Origin of the sequence: Paenibacillus filicis (assembly GCF_038070315.1) — a bacterium.
Taxonomy (GTDB): Bacteria; Bacillota; Bacilli; order Paenibacillales; family NBRC-103111; genus Paenibacillus_G; species Paenibacillus_G filicis.
Window position 1 is genome coordinate 330,776 of sequence record NZ_JBBPCC010000001.1, and the last position, 17,847, is coordinate 348,622.

General features: G+C 55.0%; 14 protein-coding genes. All 14 read right to left on the reverse strand.

Annotated elements, in window-relative coordinates; translation table 11 throughout:
* Positions 1-19 precede the first annotated feature (19 nt).
* The 14 genes from WMW72_RS01570 to WMW72_RS01635 all read right to left on the reverse strand — a co-directional run bounded on the left by WMW72_RS01570 (position 20) and on the right by WMW72_RS01635 (position 17,717).
* A complete protein-coding gene (locus WMW72_RS01570; protein ID WP_341413645.1) occupies positions 20-2,254 on the reverse strand; it encodes a helix-turn-helix domain-containing protein in 2,235 nt (744 codons plus the stop codon).
* Between the two features lie 203 nt (positions 2,255-2,457).
* Positions 2,458-3,141, reverse strand: a complete 684-nt coding sequence (locus WMW72_RS01575; RefSeq protein WP_341413646.1) for an MgtC/SapB family protein — start codon at positions 3,139-3,141, stop codon at positions 2,458-2,460.
* A gap of 90 nt (positions 3,142-3,231) precedes the next feature.
* Positions 3,232-4,239, reverse strand: a complete 1,008-nt coding sequence (locus WMW72_RS01580) for a LacI family DNA-binding transcriptional regulator (RefSeq protein WP_341413647.1) — start codon at positions 4,237-4,239, stop codon at positions 3,232-3,234.
* 99 nt (positions 4,240-4,338) lie between these two features.
* On the reverse strand, positions 4,339-5,157 hold the full coding sequence (gene iolB / locus WMW72_RS01585; protein WP_341413648.1) for a 5-deoxy-glucuronate isomerase: 819 nt from the start codon (positions 5,155-5,157) through the stop codon (positions 4,339-4,341).
* On the reverse strand, positions 5,154-6,191 hold the full coding sequence (gene iolG, locus WMW72_RS01590) for an inositol 2-dehydrogenase (protein WP_341413649.1): 1,038 nt from the start codon (positions 6,189-6,191) through the stop codon (positions 5,154-5,156). The genes iolB and iolG overlap by 4 nt, the downstream gene beginning before the upstream one ends.
* A gap of 18 nt (positions 6,192-6,209) precedes the next feature.
* On the reverse strand, positions 6,210-7,073 hold the full coding sequence (gene fba / locus WMW72_RS01595; protein WP_341413650.1) for a class II fructose-1,6-bisphosphate aldolase: 864 nt from the start codon (positions 7,071-7,073) through the stop codon (positions 6,210-6,212).
* 95 nt (positions 7,074-7,168) lie between these two features.
* A complete protein-coding gene (locus tag WMW72_RS01600; RefSeq protein ID WP_341413651.1) occupies positions 7,169-8,638 on the reverse strand; it encodes a CoA-acylating methylmalonate-semialdehyde dehydrogenase in 1,470 nt (489 codons plus the stop codon).
* 79 nt (positions 8,639-8,717) lie between these two features.
* Positions 8,718-9,725, reverse strand: a complete 1,008-nt coding sequence (iolC, locus tag WMW72_RS01605) for a 5-dehydro-2-deoxygluconokinase (protein WP_341413652.1) — start codon at positions 9,723-9,725, stop codon at positions 8,718-8,720.
* A gap of 2 nt (positions 9,726-9,727) precedes the next feature.
* Complete coding sequence (gene iolE, locus WMW72_RS01610; protein WP_341414086.1) at positions 9,728-10,639, reverse strand: myo-inosose-2 dehydratase; 912 nt, start codon at positions 10,637-10,639, stop codon at positions 9,728-9,730.
* Positions 10,640-10,649: 10 nt separating this feature from the next.
* A complete protein-coding gene (gene iolD, locus WMW72_RS01615) occupies positions 10,650-12,515 on the reverse strand; it encodes a 3D-(3,5/4)-trihydroxycyclohexane-1,2-dione acylhydrolase (decyclizing) (RefSeq protein WP_341413653.1) in 1,866 nt (621 codons plus the stop codon).
* A gap of 354 nt (positions 12,516-12,869) precedes the next feature.
* Positions 12,870-14,165, reverse strand: a complete 1,296-nt coding sequence (locus WMW72_RS01620; protein ID WP_341413654.1) for a DUF4179 domain-containing protein — start codon at positions 14,163-14,165, stop codon at positions 12,870-12,872.
* 59 nt (positions 14,166-14,224) lie between these two features.
* A complete protein-coding gene (locus WMW72_RS01625; RefSeq protein ID WP_341413655.1) occupies positions 14,225-16,195 on the reverse strand; it encodes a M56 family metallopeptidase in 1,971 nt (656 codons plus the stop codon).
* Positions 16,196-16,201: 6 nt separating this feature from the next.
* Entirely contained in the window at positions 16,202-16,621 is a 420-nt protein-coding gene (locus WMW72_RS01630) for a BlaI/MecI/CopY family transcriptional regulator (RefSeq protein ID WP_341413656.1), read from the reverse strand.
* Between the two features lie 226 nt (positions 16,622-16,847).
* Positions 16,848-17,717, reverse strand: a complete 870-nt coding sequence (locus tag WMW72_RS01635; RefSeq protein ID WP_341413657.1) for a hypothetical protein — start codon at positions 17,715-17,717, stop codon at positions 16,848-16,850.
* Positions 17,718-17,847 lie beyond the last annotated feature (130 nt).

The following is a 17,847-nucleotide window of genomic DNA, read 5'->3' on the forward strand; positions in this document are numbered from 1 at the left end:
TGGCGGTTCATACAAATCGTCAATTCAATTCGTTTTTTTGCTCCCTGTACTGCCCGGGGGTCATCCCCTCCAGCTTGCGGAAGTGGCGAATAAAATTCTGGGCATTGGTGTACCTCAGGCGCTCGGCAATCTCGGTAATTTTCATACTGGTCTCGCTCAGCCAGCTCTTGGCCTTATCATGCCTGTATCCCGCCAGATAGTCACTGAAATTCATCCCCGTCTCCTTGCGGAACATCCGACGTATATAATGCGTGCTATAATTCAAGCGCAGCGCACATTGCTCCAGCGTCAATTCGCTGTCATAGTTCTCATGGATCAGATCGATGACCGAGCGGGAAATGCTTTTGCCAGACGACTCATGCCGCTTGCGGGTCAGCTCCATCATTGGGCGAATCATCTGCTTATGGAACCAGATCTCGATCTCTTGCGGCGTCTTTAGATGGAATAATTGTTCATACTTATTGCGGTGATCCTGTGCAAACAGTTCTTCCGTACCGCCCATTTCATAGATCGCCTTCGTCAGATCAGTCAGCAGCATCGCAAACGCAATCCGGTACAGATTCGGATCGTTCTCGACCTGCAATACCTCCTGGATAAACTGCTTCAGCAGAGCTTCCGCCACCTCTTCGTCCAGGAATGCGACCGCCTGTGTCAGCTCGGACGCGAGATGATGCGGGTAATAATGCCCGGATGCTTGGCGCGGCTTCAGATCGCCCAGATGCAGAATCGCTTTTTCACCCAACCGAAGGCGGTATTGCAAAGCTTCCTTGGCCTCCAGAAAGGCTTGCGGTGTCGCATAGATCTGCTCGTACGGCCGGCTGACCCCCACGCTGATTTTCAGCCCCAGGAACTCTTCGACAGCCCGCTGTACGGCCTCAGCCAGAGCGCTTAGCTCGCTCAGCAGGTCCGCATGATGGTCCGCATCGCTGCCCACGAGCGTCACCTGATAGTTGCCGATCGGCATCGCATGAATGCGCCGAGGCGGGGGAATCAGCTCGGCAGCGATATTGTTGATCGCGAACAGCAGCAGATCCTGCTCCTGCGTCTCATAACGCGTTTGCGCAAGCGTATCGATCTGAATAACCAGCACCGCATAACGGTGCCAGGAAGTAATATGGAACTGACCGGCCTTCTCCTCCAGCTCATGGCGGTACAACTCGCCTTGAAACAGCTTCAGCATGAAATAATCGACGAGCTGGCTGGATTGGATCTTCATCTTATCCTCCAGCTGCTCCTTGGACTCGTGCAGCGTCGCTAGATGGCTGCCTATCCACTGAAACTCGTCCTTCACGGCCTTGCCGATACCGGCCGGCTGTCCTTGACGCATCGTCACCTCCAGCAGACTGCGCACCGGGAAATACATGCGCTTGGAACCCCAATACGACAGCAGTGCGGCCAGCAGCAGCAGGAGGACGCAGGCTGTCAGCGTCACCCAGCCGATCAAGGCGGATTCCTGCTTGGTCTCCTCCAGCGGGATGAACGACACGTAGGTCCAATTATTGTAACGGGACTGGTTGTAGACCACACTGCTGGACTTGTCCTTCGAGGTAACATTCATATAGCCCTTCGTCTTATCTGCATGCTGCATATCCTTCACCCAAGACTCGGACAGCACGCTTTGGCCGACTCTCTTGTCGTCGCTGCTAACGATGATGTTCATCTTATCGTCCAAAATCATCGTTTCTCCGCTGGAGAAGCCCTTGGCTAACAGCTTGGCCAGCTCTGCGTTCGACATCCGGACGGACAAGTAGCCCATCGGCTCTGCGCCGGTTGTCGGGATCACTCTCACTAGTCGGATACCGGCAGAGCCTTCCTTCATCTCCGGCTTCCAGCCGGTATTGTAGCCGAGCTGCGAGACATCGACATCCGCCGCCGGATCCTTGCCGAAGAAGAAGCCCCGCTCCTTGATATACCAGCCGTTCCAGAGGCTGTGCAGCTCGACATCACGAACGCCCAGCTCATACGTCTGCATGCCTTGAAGACCCTTGACTAGCGAATCGATATCCTTGAAGTCCTCGATCGCCAGCTGCTTCGCCACGCTGCTACTCACGAGTGGCGTCTCGGCAAATCGGACCGCGAGCTGGTCGATGACCTTCAGAATCTGCTCCACCCGGCTCTGGGACTGCTGCAGCATAAAGACATTCGCTTCATTGACCTTGGTCTGGACCGTAGACGTAGACTGGAAGAAGGCGAAGATCCCGAGGAGGAGCAGCGGAACCGTGCTGATCAGCGTTGTAAACGTTATCAATTTCATGAAAAAGGAATATCTTGAGGACATAGCTTCCTCCGCCCACCAATGTAATGGATTTCATTGTATCACATACGTCCTGATTTGAGGACATTCCTTTTGCAGAAATTGTTAGCGGATTGCGGTCACGACGACTGCCGATTCTTCCCTCCAAGGTCTCATGGCGGCTGAATGCATGAGACGGAGTCCCTATCCGCAGCCGCCCGCCTCTAAAGCGTTTCCACTTCTACCGTCGAAATATGTACCAGCCGTTTGAACTCTACGAATACATCGGACGCGTATTTTCGGTCGACGAGGACGAGGAAGTTCAGCTCCTGCTGGTGGTCATTCAGCTCCTTAATATGGACGCTCTTGATTTTATATTTCATGGCCAAGATGGATTGTATGGTCGACGTAAGCTCTCCTTCGCCCGACACAACGAGTCTGACGCGAAGTTCCTTCAGGATCAGAGGCTTGGGCCCGACCAGCTTGATGAAGTAAGGCAAAGCCACGACACTCACCATAATCAGGATGACACCGAAGAATGCCTCCACGAAAAAACCAGCCCCTACCGCGATGCCGAGTCCGCTCGCTCCCCAGATCATCGCCGCCGTCGTCAGACCGACGATCACATCATTATGCTTGCGCAGGATAACCCCGGCCCCGAGGAAGCCGATACCGCTTACAACTTGGGCCGCAAGTCGCATCGGGTCCATCACATGGAGGCCCGCTACCGCGTATTTGTTCGACGATTCGATCGATACGATCGTGAGCAGGCAGCTGCTCAGGCAGATGACCAATGACGTCTTGAGGCCGAGCGGCTTATTCCTGATCTCCCTCTCCAAGCCGATAATCAGCCCGAGCAGAGCCGAGATGCCTAGTTTTAGTAAAATATGAGGATCTACTTGAATCATGTTTGTGCCCCTTCTTTATTAAAAGTCCTTAAAAAATAGCAACCCGCCTTGTTCCATCTTGCCGAACAATAACAGGTTGCCCATATTCCCTTACGGTGCGATGGCTGCCGTCGATTCCCGGATAATCAATTCCGGTCGCAGCACGACCCGCTGCCTCACGGGCGCGGAGCCCTGCAGCTCGTCGACAATCATGTTCACGACCAGCTTGCCCATATGCTCCATCGGCTGGGCGACGGTCGTCATCGGCGGATTGGTCACCGCCGCCAGAACCGTGTTGTCGAAGCTGACGATGGACAGCTCCTCCGGCACCTTCTTGCCCAGCTCCTTGGCCGCCTGCAGCGCGCCGACCGCGAGCATGTCATTACAGGCGAAGATCGCCGTCGGCGGCTCCTCTACGCTCAGCAGTTCTAGAGCTTTGACCCGGCTGTCCTCGACCTTGTAGTCGCAATGCCTGAGCTGCTCGGGCGTGAAGGTCACGCCGCTCTCCTCCAGCGTCTGCCGGAAGCCTCGGACGCGCTCGCGGCTGCTGCGTACCTTCTCCCGCTCCCCGAGCATCGCGACGCTCCGGTGGCCGAGCTCCAGCAGATGGGCGGCCGCTAGGCAGCCGCCGATATAGTCGTCGACGACGACCGTGTTCACGGCGACTAGCGGCATATCGCGGGCCAGCAGGACGACCGGGATCGACTTGGATAAGAGCTGCTCCAGGATGTCCTTGTTGTCGATCCCCGTGGCGATGATGATGCCGTCGACCTTCTTCTGCTGCAGCAGGGAGATGTATTTCTCGACCTTGGCATCCTTGTTGTCCGTGCTGCAGATCATGACGCTGTAGCCGAGCTGCTCGCTCTGATCCTCGATCGCGCGGGCGATCTCGGAGAAGAACGGGTTCGAGATATCCGGCACGAGCAGGCCGAGGGTAAAGGTGCGCTTGCCCGTCAGCGCAGTAGCGATAAGACTGGGCTGATAATCCAGACGCTCCATGATCGCGAAGATCGCTTCTCGCGTCTCCGTGCTGATCTTGCCCTTGCCGTTCAGTACCTTTGATACGGTTGCAATCGAGACGCCCGCTTCCTTGGCGACATCGTAGATGGTTGCTTTCATGTCGGAATTCCTCATTTGCGGTTGAAATAGACTTATTCCTTCATTATGAGGATGGAGGCGCTGAGTTGCAACCGGGAAAACCCGCTTTCTCGATCCGGCCTAGCGCGCGGAAGGAGGCTTCATCAGCCAGGCATGGTTCGGATCGTTGTGGAATTTCCACGTACGTGTCGGACCGGCCATGACATTCAGGTAATACACCTCATACCCCGGAGGCGCAGACACCGGATGATACCCCTTCGGTACCAGGACGGCTTCCTCGTTCTTGACGGCCAGCACTTCATTGAGCGACAAGTCGTCCGTGTATACACGCTGCAGCGCAAAGCCCTGCTCCGGCTCAACGCGGAAGTAGTACGTTTCTTCCAGGTAGGATTCCTCCGGCAGCGCATCCCGGTCATGCTTATGCGGCGGGTAGCTCGACCAGTGGCCGTTCGGCGTGAACACCTCGACGACCAGCAGACTGTCGGCCGGCTCCTGCTCCGGCAAAATATTGTGAATCTGCCGCTCCATGTTGCCGGAGCCGCGGATTTCAACACCAACCTGTTCCGGCGCGATCAGACGGGCTTCCAGACTGCCTTGACCCGGAGCTTCGCAGACTGCGACTTCCAGCGTCGTGACCGCTTCGATCTCATAGCTGTCCTGCGACGGCACATACACGGAGTACGGCGGAATTTTCTCAAAGACACTCATCCGCTGGCCGATGTTCTCGAAGCTGGCCTTCTCCGTCCGGACGTGTCCTCGTCCGGTCAGCAGCACGAGGCAGACTTCCTTATCCCCCGTCGCCTTCTTCAGCGTCTGTCCGGCCTCCAGCTTGTAAACGGAGAACCCGACATACGTCCAGCCTGCAGATTCAGGCGTAATCGTCAGCACATTGCCGTCAGCCAGCGGCTGCTTACGGGAAGGAACGATCAGCTCGCTCATACCGTTACCTCACCCGCAAGCTGCAGCGCATCGGCGATGCGTACAGGCTTGCCCAGCTTAACAGACAGCTTGGCGGCCAAGGCGATCAGCTCCGCCTGGAAGCCGTCATTGCCATCCACTGGCGGCTTCGAGCCCGTACGGATGCTGTCGACGAACATGCGGACCTCTTCCACGTACGCCTCTTGGTAGCGCTCCAGGAAGAAATGCAGCGGCTTGTCGCGGTAGATGCCTTCTGCCGTGCTGATCTCGGTTGTATTCGGGTAATCATTGTTAGCCGTCACGCTGCCCTTGGAGCCGAATACTTCGACGCGTTGGTCATAGCCGTACACGGCTTGGCGGCTGTTGTCGATCACGCCGATTGCCCCGTTGGCAAACGTCAGCGTCGTAATAGCCGTATCCACATCGCCATACTTGCCGAATACGGGATCAACGAGCACGGTGCCGCGCGCGAACACTTCCACGACGTCGCTGCCGCTCAGGTAACGGGCCATGTCGAAGTCATGAATCGCCATGTCCATGAACAGACCGCCCGACTTCTCGATGTAATGCTCCTGCGGAGGATTCGGGTCGCGGGATGTGATCTTGATGATATGCGGATCGCCCAGCTGGCCTTGCTCCAGATAATCGCGAACGCGCTTGAAGTTATGATCGAACCGGCGGTTAAAGCCGACCTGCAGCTTCACACCTGCCGCATCGGCCGCTTCCATCGCCGCCTTCGTCTGATGAATATCCATGCTGATCGGCTTCTCGCAGAAAATATGCTTGCCAGCCTTAGCCGCGGCCAGAATCAGCGGCACGTGCGAATCCGTCAGCGAGCAGATGAAGATCGCGTCGACTTCCGGATTGTTGATCACGTCGTCACTATTCTTCGTCACTTGCGCGATGCCGCGCGCGTCGGCCCAGTCCTGCAGCTCCTCATTCGCGAACAGGTCCGCGACGATGCTGACCTCTACGCCCGGCATGCGAAGCAGATTGTCCGCATGAATTCTCCCGATGCGGCCGGCACCGATAATCCCGATTTGTACTTTCTTCATGTATGCTTCACCCTTCCATTATGCTTTGCCCGATGATCCAAACTCGCGGATTTTGCTTTGTACGCCCTGCTGTACAGCATCCCGTGCTGGCCCCAGATATTTTCTTGGATCGTATTCACGTTCCTGCTCGCTAAGCGACTTGCGAACCGTAGCTGTAAAGATGGACTGATTGTCCGTGTTGACATTGATCTTAGCCGTTCCGAGCGAGATCGCCCGCTGGATGATATCATCACCGAGGCCGCTGCCGCCGTGCAGCACGAGCGGAAGCCCCGTCAGCTGATGAATCTCCTCCATCTGCTTGAAGCCGATGCGCGGTTCTCCCTTGTAAGGGCCATGCACCGAGCCGAGCGCCGGAGCGAGCACATCGATCCCTGTCTCGCGGGCCAGATACACGCATTCCTCCGGAATCGCATACATCATCTCCGCCTCGTCGACGTTAATGTCGTCCTCGCGGCCGACGATGCGGCCGAGCTCTGCTTCGACGGAGACGCCGTGAGCATGCGCCAGCTCGACCACGCGCTTCGTCTCCGCCGTGTTATGCTCCAGCGGATGATGCGACGCGTCGATCATGACGGAGGTGAACCCCGCCTCGATCGCGCGGCGGCACACGTCATACGAGGAGCCATGATCCAGGTGCAGCGCGACCGGTACGGTGATGGCGAAGTGCTCCATCAGTCCCTTCACGATGGAAGTGACAGTCTGCAGCCCGCCCATATAAGGAATATAAGCCTCGCTCAGGCCCAGGATGACGGGGGCTTGCTCCGCCTGCGCCGCCTTTAGAATCGCCTGGGTGAACTCGAGGTTGTTCAGGTTGAATTGTCCAACGGCATAGCGGTGCTTGGCCGCCGTCTGGAGCATCTCGGTCATGGAAACCAGTGACATGGTTTACCTCCTTGCGGTTGCTTGAGGTGCTTGAAATTAAGTCCTAAGAGAACCTTAAAGCGAGAGCGCAGCCAAGCTGCGCCCTCGTCAGCGGCTTACCAGCGAGCCGTGACCATTTTCTTGCGTGTATAGAATTCGACGCCGTCGTTGCCGTTGGCATGCAGGTCGCCGTAGAACGAATTTTTCCAGCCCGAGAACGGGAAGAAGGCCATTGGAGCCGGTACGCCCAGGTTGATGCCCAGCATCCCTGCGTCGATCGTCTCGCGGAACTGACGAACATTGCTGCCGTCCTGCGTGAACAAGCAAGCGCCATTCGCGAATTCGGAGCGGTTGGACAGCTCGATCGCTTCTGCCAGCGTGTTGACGCGTACGACGGACAGCACCGGTGCGAAAATTTCATCCTGCCAAATTTTCATGCCGTGCTTCACGTTATCGAAGATCGTCGGGCCTACGAAGTAGCCCTTCTCGCTGGATGCGGCATCCTTGCGTCCGTCGCGAACCAGTGTCGCGCCTTCGTTTTCGCCGATCTCAATATATTTCAAGGTTCTTTCCTTGTGCTGCTCGCGGATCACTGGACCAAGGAACACGCCCTCGTCCATCCCGTTGCCAATCTGAATCTGGTTGCCCGCTTCGACCAGCTTGGCGACCAGCGTATCGGCTACATCGCCGACCGCGACGACAACCGCGCAAGCCATGCAGCGCTCGCCGGCGGAGCCGAAAGCGGCATTCGTAATTTGGTTGACCGCACCATCCAGATCCGCATCCGGCATAACGATGGAGTGGTTCTTGGCGCCAGCCAGCGCCTGCACACGCTTGTTATGCGCAGTGCCCGTCCGGTACACGTACTCAGCAACCGGCTGAGAGCCGACGAACGAGATGCCCTTGATGCCCGGGTGCTTCAGCAGTCCGTTAACTACATCATGCGCACCGTGAACGACGTTCAGCACGCCAGCTGGGAGTCCAGCTTCGATGAACAGCTCAGCCAGACGGTTCGCCAGCAGCGGCGTCCGCTCGGACGGCTTGAGCACGAAGGTGTTGCCGCAGGCGATCGCGAGCGGGAACATCCAGCAAGGCACCATCATCGGGAAGTTGAACGGCGTGATGCCGCCGATGACGCCGACCGGATAGCGGTACATGCCGGATTCGACGTTGGTCGCGATGTCCGGAAGCTGCTTGCCCATCATCAGGGATGGCGCGCCGGAGGCGAACTCGACGCACTCGATGCCGCGCAGCACTTCGCCATGTGCTTCATGATAGCTCTTGCCGTTCTCCTTGGTAATCAGCACGGCCAGCTCTTCCCAATGATCAACCAGCAGTTGCTGGTACTTGAACAGAATTCTCGCCCGGCGAGGCACCGGTGTCTTGCTCCAGGTAGCGAAGGCTTCCGTCGCCGCAGCTACAGCGCGGTCCACGTCCTCTTGGGACGAGATCGGCACTTGGGCCAAAACCTCTTCGGTAGCCGGGTTATAGACCGGGTCGTACTTAGCAGAAACGGTGTCGACCCACTGGCCGCCAATCAGGTTTTTCAAAAGCGGCGCCGAGGATGCAGAAGCGGATGTCGTCATAAGAAGAAGTCCTCCTTGTTTTGTGTAAAAGTAATATGATAATGAACGCGTGAGCTACGCAATAACAGTCATGTACGAATTAAGAAGCTGTAATTTCGCCGTTCTTGCAGCGGGTGATATAGTCTTGAACCTGCTCCGCCGTCGGCATCGCATCCGAACAGCTGTGGCTGGAGACGACGATAGCGGCGGCGCCGCTGCCGAACTCCATGCTCTTCTCGACGGTCCAGCCATGCATCAGGCCGTAAATGAAGCCTGCCGCGTAGGAATCGCCAGCGCCGAACGTTTTGATAACCTTAGCCGGGAAGCTGTTCGCCGTATGGCTCTCGCCATCTTGCGTATAAGCGATGGAGCCTTCCTTGCCGTGCTTGATGACCACGATCTTGGCTTGGTACGAGAACCACTTGGACGCGGTCGTCCGATCGTCGCGCTGCCCCTTCTCGAACTGCTCCATCATGTCGAACTCTTCGCGCGTGCCGATGATAACATCGCATTTCTCAGAGGCCAGATTGTAATAGATCGCCGTCTCTTCCTTGGACGTCCAGGTGTAAGGACGGTAGTCGAGGTCGAAGATGATCGTCGCGCCATGCTTCTTGGCATAATCCAGCGTCAGGAACACCGCCTCGCGGGAAGGGCTCTTTGCCAGCGCGGTGCCCGAGATCAGCAGCACCTTCGCCTTGGCAACCGTCTCTTCGAGCACCTCGCTCGTCTCGAGCAACAGGTCCGCCACGTTGTCACGGTACATCAGGATGCTGCAGTCCGTCGGACTCTTAATCTCCGTGAAAGCAAGCCCCGTCACCGCGCCCGTGCGGTCTGTGACGACATTGCTCGTGTCGATGCCGTTCTTCTCCAGGTAGCTTACAATGAAGCGTCCCATCTGATCGTCCGCGACCTTGCCGATGAAGCTGGTGCGCATGCCCAGCCGGGACATGCCGATGCAGATGTTGGCCGGGGAGCCTCCGACGTACTTGGTGAACGTCATCGTCTCTTCCATCGGACGGTTGATTTCATTGGCATTCAGGTCGATACATAGCCGGCCGATGGCTACGAAGTCCAGCTCTTTGCCTTCGGGAATCGGAAGATAAGCCATGGTTACACCTCTTCTTTCTTAGCAATGGAATGAATATAGTCCAGCGCCTTGCGCGCGTATTCGTAAGCGGGAGATACCGCCGGGTCCTGTTCGCCCTCCAGCAGCGCCCAGCCGTTGTAGCCGCGCTGCACGAGCTCGCCGATGATCGGAGCGAAGTCGATGACGCCGTCGCCGGGAACCGTGAACACGCCCTTGCGGATGCAGGTAACGAAGTCGACGCCTTCCGCTCTCGCTTCGTTCAGGATCGGCAGCCGGATATCCTTCAGATGAATATAAGCGATCCGGTCGTAATGCTTGCGGAGCAGGGTCAGCGGGTCGCTGCCGCCGTAGTAGGCATGCCCCGTATCGTACAGCAGGGAGACCAGGTTCGGGTCCGTCAGCTCCAGCAGGCGGTCGATTTCCTCCGGCTGCTCGACGGCCGTTCCGCCGTGATGGTGATACGTCAGCTTCAGGCCGTGCTCGCTGGCGATTTCTCCCGCCAGATTCAGGCCGTTAGCCAAGTCCTTCCACTCCTGATCGTTCAGCCTGGCAACCACGGTCTCATGATCCGAGCGGCGCGGGTCCCAGTGCAGGGAACCGCCAATCTCGCAGGTGCTGATAACCTTTGCACCCATTTCCTTAAGGAACAGCACATGCTGCCGGTAAGACTCCAGCTCTTCATTCAGCCGCGAAGGCTCCGTGAAGAACACGGACTTCCACTGGGATACCAGCTGAATGTCCCGGGCGGCGAGCTCCCGCTTCAAGGTCGGGATGTCCTTGGGGTACTTGCGCCCCATCTCCGTGCCCTTCAGCCCCAGCTTTGAGATATCGGACATGATCTGCTCAAAGGTCGTATCGTTTCCATGCTCATGCACATCCTCGCCGACCCAGTTGATCGGATGAATGCCTAGTTGAAATGGTAAGCTCACAGTGATCGTTCCCTTCTTAGAGTTGGCTCGCCGCCTGAATGTTGTTCTTCATCTGCTGGTGGGCATCCAGCACTTGCTCGCTGTTCGAGACCTCAGGCACGCCGACTCTCCACCAGGATTCGTATCCGGTCGTTCCGGTGCCTGGCAGCACCTTGATATCGATCAGCGTCGAGACGGTCTCTTCTTTCGCCTGTGCCAACGCTTCACGGAGGCCTTCCAGCGTCGTGACGCTGTAAGATTTGGCGCCGAAGCTGCGGGCATGTGCCGCGAAGTCAATCGGCATATAATCCGCGCTCAAGCGGCCGTTCGCTTCGTCCCGGAAGCGGAACTCGTTGCCGAAGCCCTTGCTGCCGTGGCCGCGCTGCAGGTTGTGAATGCACTGGAAGCCGTGGTTATCCAGCAGCAGCACCGTGATCTTGCGGTTCTCTTGAAGGCTGGTGAGCAGCTCCGAGTGCAGCATCAGGTAGCTGCCGTCGCCTACGATTGCGTATACCTCGCGGTCCGAGTCCGCCAGCGCCGCGCCGAACGCTCCGCTGACCTCGTAGCCCATGCACGAAAAGCCGTATTCCATGTTGTACGTCTTCGGCTCCTCACATCTCCACAGCCGGTGCAGGTCGCCCGGCAGGCTGCCCGCCGCGCAGACGATGACGTCGCGTGGTCCGAGGAAGTTGTTGATCTCGCCGACCACCGCTGTCTGCACCAAACCTTGCTCGCTCTGCAGGCTGTACAGGCGATCGGTCTCCGCATCCCAGCTTTGCTTCAGCTCACGCAAGGCCTGCTTGTCATATGCCGATTGATAGCCGGCTTCCCACAGCGCACGGTGGAGCGTCTTCAATGCTTCCTTCGCATCGGCGTCGAGACGGACGGCATTCATCTTGAAGGTGTCGAACGCACTGATGTTAATATTCAGGAACTCCACCTCTTCATGCGGGAAGGCCGATTTCGACGAAGTCGTAAAGTCCGAGTAACGCGTGCCGATTCCGATGATCAGGTCGGCTTCCTTGGCAGTCAGATTGGCTGCCAGCGTGCCTGTGACGCCAACCGCTCCGAGGTTCAGCGGATGCTTCCAGGACAAGGCGCTCTTGCCCGCCTGCGTCTCGGTAACCGGGATGCCGAACGCTTCGGCGAAATCCAGCAGCTCTTGGTAAGCGCCGGAGTAGTGCACGCCGCCGCCCGCAATGATCAGCGGCCGCTTCTTGCCTTGGATCAGCTTGACCGCACGGGCGATCGCGTCGCTCGACGGCGGACGCCGATCAATCACATGCACCCGCTTGGCGAAAAATTCAGCCGGGTAATCATAAGCCTCAGCCTGCACATCCTGCGGCAGTGCCAAGGTAACCGCCCCGGTCTCCGCCGGGTCCGTCAGCACCCGAATCGCATTCAGCGCGGCGCTGATCAGCTGTTCAGGTCTCTCGATGCGGTCCCAATATGCGCTGACCGGACGGAAGGCATCCGTCGCCGAGATCGTGTAATCCCGCGTGACCTCGAGCTGCTGGAGCACCGGGTCAGGCTGACGGCAGGCGAAGTTGTCCCCCGGCAGCAGCAGCACCGGAATCCGGTTCACCGTTGCCGTCGCGGCGGCCGTAACCATGTTCAGCGCGCCAGGACCGATGGAGCTGGTACAAGCATAGATTTGGAAGCGGTTACTTTGCTTCGCAAAAGCTGCGGCCGCGTGGACCATTCCCTGCTCATTTTTCCCTTGAATAAAGCCCAGCTCGCCGCTGTCATTCTCCAGCGCTTCGCCAAGCCCTGTCACGTTGCCGTGTCCGAAGATCCCCATCACGCCCTTGACGAACTTGATCTCCTCACCGTCGACGGACACATACTGATTGTCCAGAAACCTCAGCAGCGCTTGCGCCATTGTTAACCGTATGACCGACATCGATACTCGAACCTCCCGATTCAACTTGCTAGATTAGGGTAATCGCTTAACCTCGCATAAACGAAATGAAAGCGAATAAAAAAGCGATAAACATGTAAATTTCAGAACTTATACCCCGAGTATACTGCCGTCAGACGAATTTTTCAATCCCTTTTCTAAATATTTAGGTTAAGCGCTAACCTTTATGTATTTCCAGTCTCCGCTGCGCCGCGATATCGGTCACCAAATTATCACACAATCAGCGGGGCAATGCCGTACGCGCGGCTCGCCGATGCTTAATGCCGTATGCGGCACCCAGGAACCAATTCCCCGTACATACAAAAATAAGCTGCCCCGCGAGGGACAGCCCATGGATTAAGGCTTGAGAGGGAGCGTTACTTGCAGCTTAGGGTCATACTTCGGCTCGGTGCTTTCGTAGAAGGTGCTTACGAACGTTATATTCGATTGAGGATCGATCACAGGAAAGTCCGCAACATACGCGTTGGTTTTCCTATCAACCAGTCTTTTTAGCCCATACAGTTTCTGTCCAGCCCCGTCTTCCATAAATAAACTCAAATCATAGGGGCGAGGACCTTCCGTTACAAAACGAACCTCGGTTTTATCTTTGCTATAGCTGATATCCGTAATTTTCGCCACTCCCCACGTTCTTTTCAATACAAGGGGCTTCTCGGCTGTCGGTTTATACTCAACTGGCGCCTTGTGTAACAATGGTAATTTTAATTCCGATTCTTCTCGGGTAAATTCAATCTTGATCGATTCGGCAAGCGCCTGGACGGGGCTGAATGAATCAATAGATTCGATGGAATATCCGGTTTCTGTAGGTTTAAAATTGACTATGCCTTCAACCGGCAGGTACTTCGTTCCTTTCTGATCTTCGATTCTCATGTGATTTTGATAAAAACCGCTGCTCAAATGCTTCGGAAAGCTAATCTCATACCTGGCCGCGGTCATGTTCGGGGTCATCGCTATCTCCTTGAGCGTGTACGTGAATTCGCCCGACTTCTTGGTGATCATCGGCTTAAGCACCTTGGTTTCTTTATAAACGGATTTCTTGACAGGAATCGTCAGTTCCCACGGCTCCGGCGTACGGTTCGGGGAAGTTAGGTACAGAGAACGATAATCCTGGAACTTCATCTCAAACTCATCGGGAAACCGGCCTGCATTGGCCCAGGTTATGCTATGCATCGTGGTTTGTTTGTCAATCGGCTGGGACCAGTGGCCAATAGAACCTCCGATCTCCTTGCCACCCAGCATAATCACCGGGTTTGATGAACTAGGCTCTTGACCATGATGCTCCACATAGCCGACAGACAATCGCGCATCATCGAACAATATTTCCTTCACGGTAATCTTAACGCCGTTTTTAGTCACGCTTTGATTGATCTGGGACACCGTCCCGTTTTTGACGGCTTGTTTCAGCTCACAGTCCATGGAATGATGAAATGGAGACAACTTTCCATTCTCGCCAAGAAGATCCTGCTCAACTTCCATTAAACACTGAAGCGGAGACACCGAGGCGGAAGCTTGTGCTGCCACTACGGTGGGCGTAACGGACAAGACTTCAATTGAGGTAAAGGCGATCAGTGCAGCCGCAGAAATGGCGACCAAACGGCGTACTTTATTTTTCGTTACTTTGAATATAGCTAGCATGTACAACAATCCTTTCCCGAAGGGTTTGTTTGATGTGCAACTCATTCATTCTCTATTCCTTAAGCGGAATGTTTATCGTCTGCATATCGTTTATACATATCTGCATTCGGCTGTTTCATAGAGGAAACGATCGTTATGATTTCTTCATCCGTTACGCTGCCCGTTACTTGAAATTGATACTGGACTCCTTGATCTTCCCAAATATAGTACCGTTTTTCGCTCTGATTCGAGACTTCAGTCACCTTCATCGCATAGTGCTCCTTCATCTGCAGGAGCGTTGCGCTTACCGACCATTGGCCGCTTTTATTCGCTGATTGCTCAATATGTTTGTACACCGTTTTCAAGTCGTCGCCGCCATGAATGGCGAAAAACTCCAGATTTCCGGAAACGGTCTCTCCTTCGCGCTGAACGAAGCGTATGGCCGCTTCGGTACGGTTGCTTCCATTAACTTCTTTCGTATTCACATGAACCTGCTCCAAGTGAAACCCTGCAGGCATGGCATCTGGCACTTTAAATGTGAAGCCGGCGTCTTTAACTGCTTTCTCCAAATCGTTTGTCTTCTGGCTGGGGGGAGGAGCGCCTTGTCCTTCTTTGACGGTTGCCGCTACACTTCCTGCATGCGGTTCCGGTGGTCCCGGGTTGTCGGTCAAGCTTGGCGATGGAACGGCTTTTGCTTCCTTAACGGCTTCTGCCGCGCTTTCGGCATGCGAGCGAGCTTCGGTCGGCTTCTCATCCTCATGATCCTTAACCTCTTCACGACGAGGTTCCTGAGGCATAGCTTCTGCAATCTTCACTTCCAGCATGCCTGCAGTCAGCACCGCATCCTCCCGGTCGTCGGTTAAATACGACGATGAAGCAGCATTGCCTTCCTTCAAGGTTCCAGCCGCGCCTCTGGCATTTTTTTGGGATGCTTCCGGCTCTGCCGCATTCGTTAGCGACATGACGCTCATGACGGCGACGCATAAAACGGCAATGGTCGAAAACTTATACGTCCCTTTCTTGAACGATTTGATCATCGCAATTCTCCTTATCACTAGATTCCGATTGCTCGATCCACTGAAATAAAGCAAGCTCGGCTGATTGCGGTTCGCGGAATAGAGCTTCAAAAACTCAATAATCGTCATCCCGTACGGGATCGCCTCGTCTTCTCCAAGAACCTCCAAGGCATAGGCGTCGCAGGCCAGCTCTCTGTCTGCTTTCATTTTCGCGATGAATATCCAGATGATAGGATTCATCCAGTGAATGGCCAAAACGAAGCTGCCGATCGTATTCCAGGCGATATCTTTTCTTTTGTAGTGAGCCAGCTCATGCGAGAAAAGATGGTAAAGCTGGGCATCGTTCAGTTGGCTCCCTAGCGCATCGGGAATATAAATCCATGGAGCCATAATTCCAGAAATATATGGGCTTTTCAATTCGTATCCCGAATACAGCGGAATTGGCTGTTTAATGCCGAATTTTCTCCTGCAATCGTTCATAACGGACAGGATACGAGGATCTGTTACCATCTGGAGCGCCTTGCGTTTGCTTCTAAGCTTCCACATATAAAACAACAAGTAAAGAAGGATGGCTACCGCTCCCGCAAACCATACAACCGAAATGATTTGTAAGGCTGGCGGGTATTTATTTACGGAAGACGGTGCCGCGGTTTCAGTTTCTTGAGGTAATGGAGCTACCGGAAGCGGAGCATGGCTCTGCAGTGGCAAGATGTTCTCATTCTGAACAGGAGGCTGTTTCTCCCGATGTTGTTGAGATAACCATGTGGGCGGTTCAATTCCTTCCAAATTTTTTGTTTCTGAAGCCGCCTTTTCTGTGCTTGACGAAAATGGCAAAGCGTTAAACAAGCTTACAGGGCTGTTGGGAAAATCGGGCAGAAGCAGCCGGATCAGCACAATCAGCCACAGCGCATGCCGCATTCGCGGGCTCATCTGCCGGCGGAACAACGCTTGAATCGCCATAACCAGCAGCCCGACGACGCTTGCGGCCAATGTGGCGTAACAAAACCATAAAAAAATGCCGCTCACCATATTCATGGGCGATTACCTCTTGCTCTGATCTTCATCGGATCCTCGTTCCTTGATCTTTCTCTCTTTTTTCTCCGTCAATAACTTATGAAGCTTATCGAGCTCTTGCTGCGACAAGTCGGTTTCCTCCAAAAAGTTCGTCACCATCATATCGGCCGCACCGTTAAACACTCTTTTGAGAAACGATTGACTTTCGGCCCGAATGCATTCCTTCTCTGATAATAAAGGAAAATACAAGTAGCTTCTTCCCGATTTTTCAAACCCGATCGCCTGTTTTTTCAAAAGCCTGTTTATGAACGTACGTACCGTCTGATCGCTCCATTCAATCCCGCCGGGCAGCTGGAGTACGATTTGCTCCGCGGTCAACGGGCTTTGCTTCCATATAACCTTCATAATTTCCCATTCGGCTTCCGATATTTTCGGAACGTTGCTCATGCTTCTTCTCTCCTTCCCATTGAACTATTACGTTTGTAATTTTACTTACAGGTTTAATATTACACCTGTAATAGTTGATTGTCAATATATCCCTTCCAATTTTGTGCATATGAAAACAAGCCGGCTTCCTTAACGTACGGGATTTCCGGCTTGTATAATTAAATATTCACTTAGCGTACATTTTACCCGTTTTGTTGGCGGTACCCCGTTTGTTTGCCGCCGTTATTCACTTGACCTCTACCGTAAAGGGGGCCGTGAGCACCTTCCCCTGATGCTGGAACTGCCCCCATATCTTATAGAGGCCTGCCCTAGGGAAGGAGGTGGAGAATTGCACCACCGGTCCGGTTGCCTTCTCATCCACCGGATGAACATGCAGGTATTGCTCCGCATCGGCTGATAGGATCACGACATGCCCGGCAGTGCCCAGATAAGGCTGCAGGTTGTCGATGCCTCGCCCGGTTTTTGCGTCCGAAATTCGGAACGTCAGCATCGTATCTTGATTCGGCTTGGCGCTGCCGAGGGTAAGGTCAATCCTTATCCCTTCGGTCTCCGTCACCAGACGGGAATCGGCCTTCAACGGGGCTGAAGGTCTGGCCTCTCCCCCCACCTTCACCCACTCGCTCAAAACTGCCGGCTTCCCCCCTTCGGGGACAAAATCAGTGAACAGCTTGTAATCTCCACCTGCCGGGAATGATAGATCGACGTCAAAGACGCCTTTTCCCCGATAGACCGGGTGGATGTGGTTGAAGAACGACAGATCACGACTAACCACAATCAGGTGCATCAATTTCTCATGGTTTACACGGAACTGATAAACCGGCGCTTCATGCTCATCCTGGATACGGATCGTTAATTTTTCCTTGTTTCCAGCATGGGCGGTTCCTGAAGTGAAGCCGAATGAAACCTTCTGCTTCACAGCCTCACCTCCGGATTCATTGTGCTTGCCATGCTCGTGATGAGCAGCCGAGGGCTGACCGCCGCTGTTCAGGCTTTGACTTTCATGAGCGAGAGCAGGAATAGGCTGCTTGGCCTGTCCGCAGGCTGTCAGTAAGCCGAGAATCAGAACGCCTGACATCATGACTAGGATATGCTTCAAATCCTCAATACCTCCATTCCTGAATGGTTGCGTATAACCAACACATATAATATACCCCCCTATCCTATAAATTATGCTTGGGTTATCCCAACTCAAACAGCCTGTTAGCGGGTAGATTTCCCGTAACAGG

Bases quoted from the DNA above. Each gene is read 5' to 3' on its own strand.
- WMW72_RS01570 (WP_341413645.1), bottom strand. From the start codon at position 2,254: ATGAAATTGATAACGTTTACAACGCTGATCAGCACGGTTCCGCTGCTC.
- WMW72_RS01575 (WP_341413646.1), bottom strand. From the start codon at position 3,141: ATGATTCAAGTAGATCCTCATATTTTACTAAAACTAGGCATCTCGGCT.
- WMW72_RS01580 (WP_341413647.1), bottom strand. From the start codon at position 4,239: ATGAAAGCAACCATCTACGATGTCGCCAAGGAAGCGGGCGTCTCGATT.
- iolB (WP_341413648.1), bottom strand. From the start codon at position 5,157: ATGAGCGAGCTGATCGTTCCTTCCCGTAAGCAGCCGCTGGCTGACGGC.
- iolG (WP_341413649.1), bottom strand. From the start codon at position 6,191: ATGAAGAAAGTACAAATCGGGATTATCGGTGCCGGCCGCATCGGGAGA.
- fba (WP_341413650.1), bottom strand. From the start codon at position 7,073: ATGTCACTGGTTTCCATGACCGAGATGCTCCAGACGGCGGCCAAGCAC.
- WMW72_RS01600 (WP_341413651.1), bottom strand. From the start codon at position 8,638: ATGACGACATCCGCTTCTGCATCCTCGGCGCCGCTTTTGAAAAACCTG.
- iolC (WP_341413652.1), bottom strand. From the start codon at position 9,725: ATGGCTTATCTTCCGATTCCCGAAGGCAAAGAGCTGGACTTCGTAGCC.
- iolD (WP_341413653.1), bottom strand. From the start codon at position 12,515: ATGTCGGTCATACGGTTAACAATGGCGCAAGCGCTGCTGAGGTTTCTG.
- WMW72_RS01620 (WP_341413654.1), bottom strand. From the start codon at position 14,165: ATGCTAGCTATATTCAAAGTAACGAAAAATAAAGTACGCCGTTTGGTC.
- WMW72_RS01625 (WP_341413655.1), bottom strand. From the start codon at position 16,195: ATGAATATGGTGAGCGGCATTTTTTTATGGTTTTGTTACGCCACATTG.
- WMW72_RS01630 (WP_341413656.1), bottom strand. From the start codon at position 16,621: ATGAGCAACGTTCCGAAAATATCGGAAGCCGAATGGGAAATTATGAAG.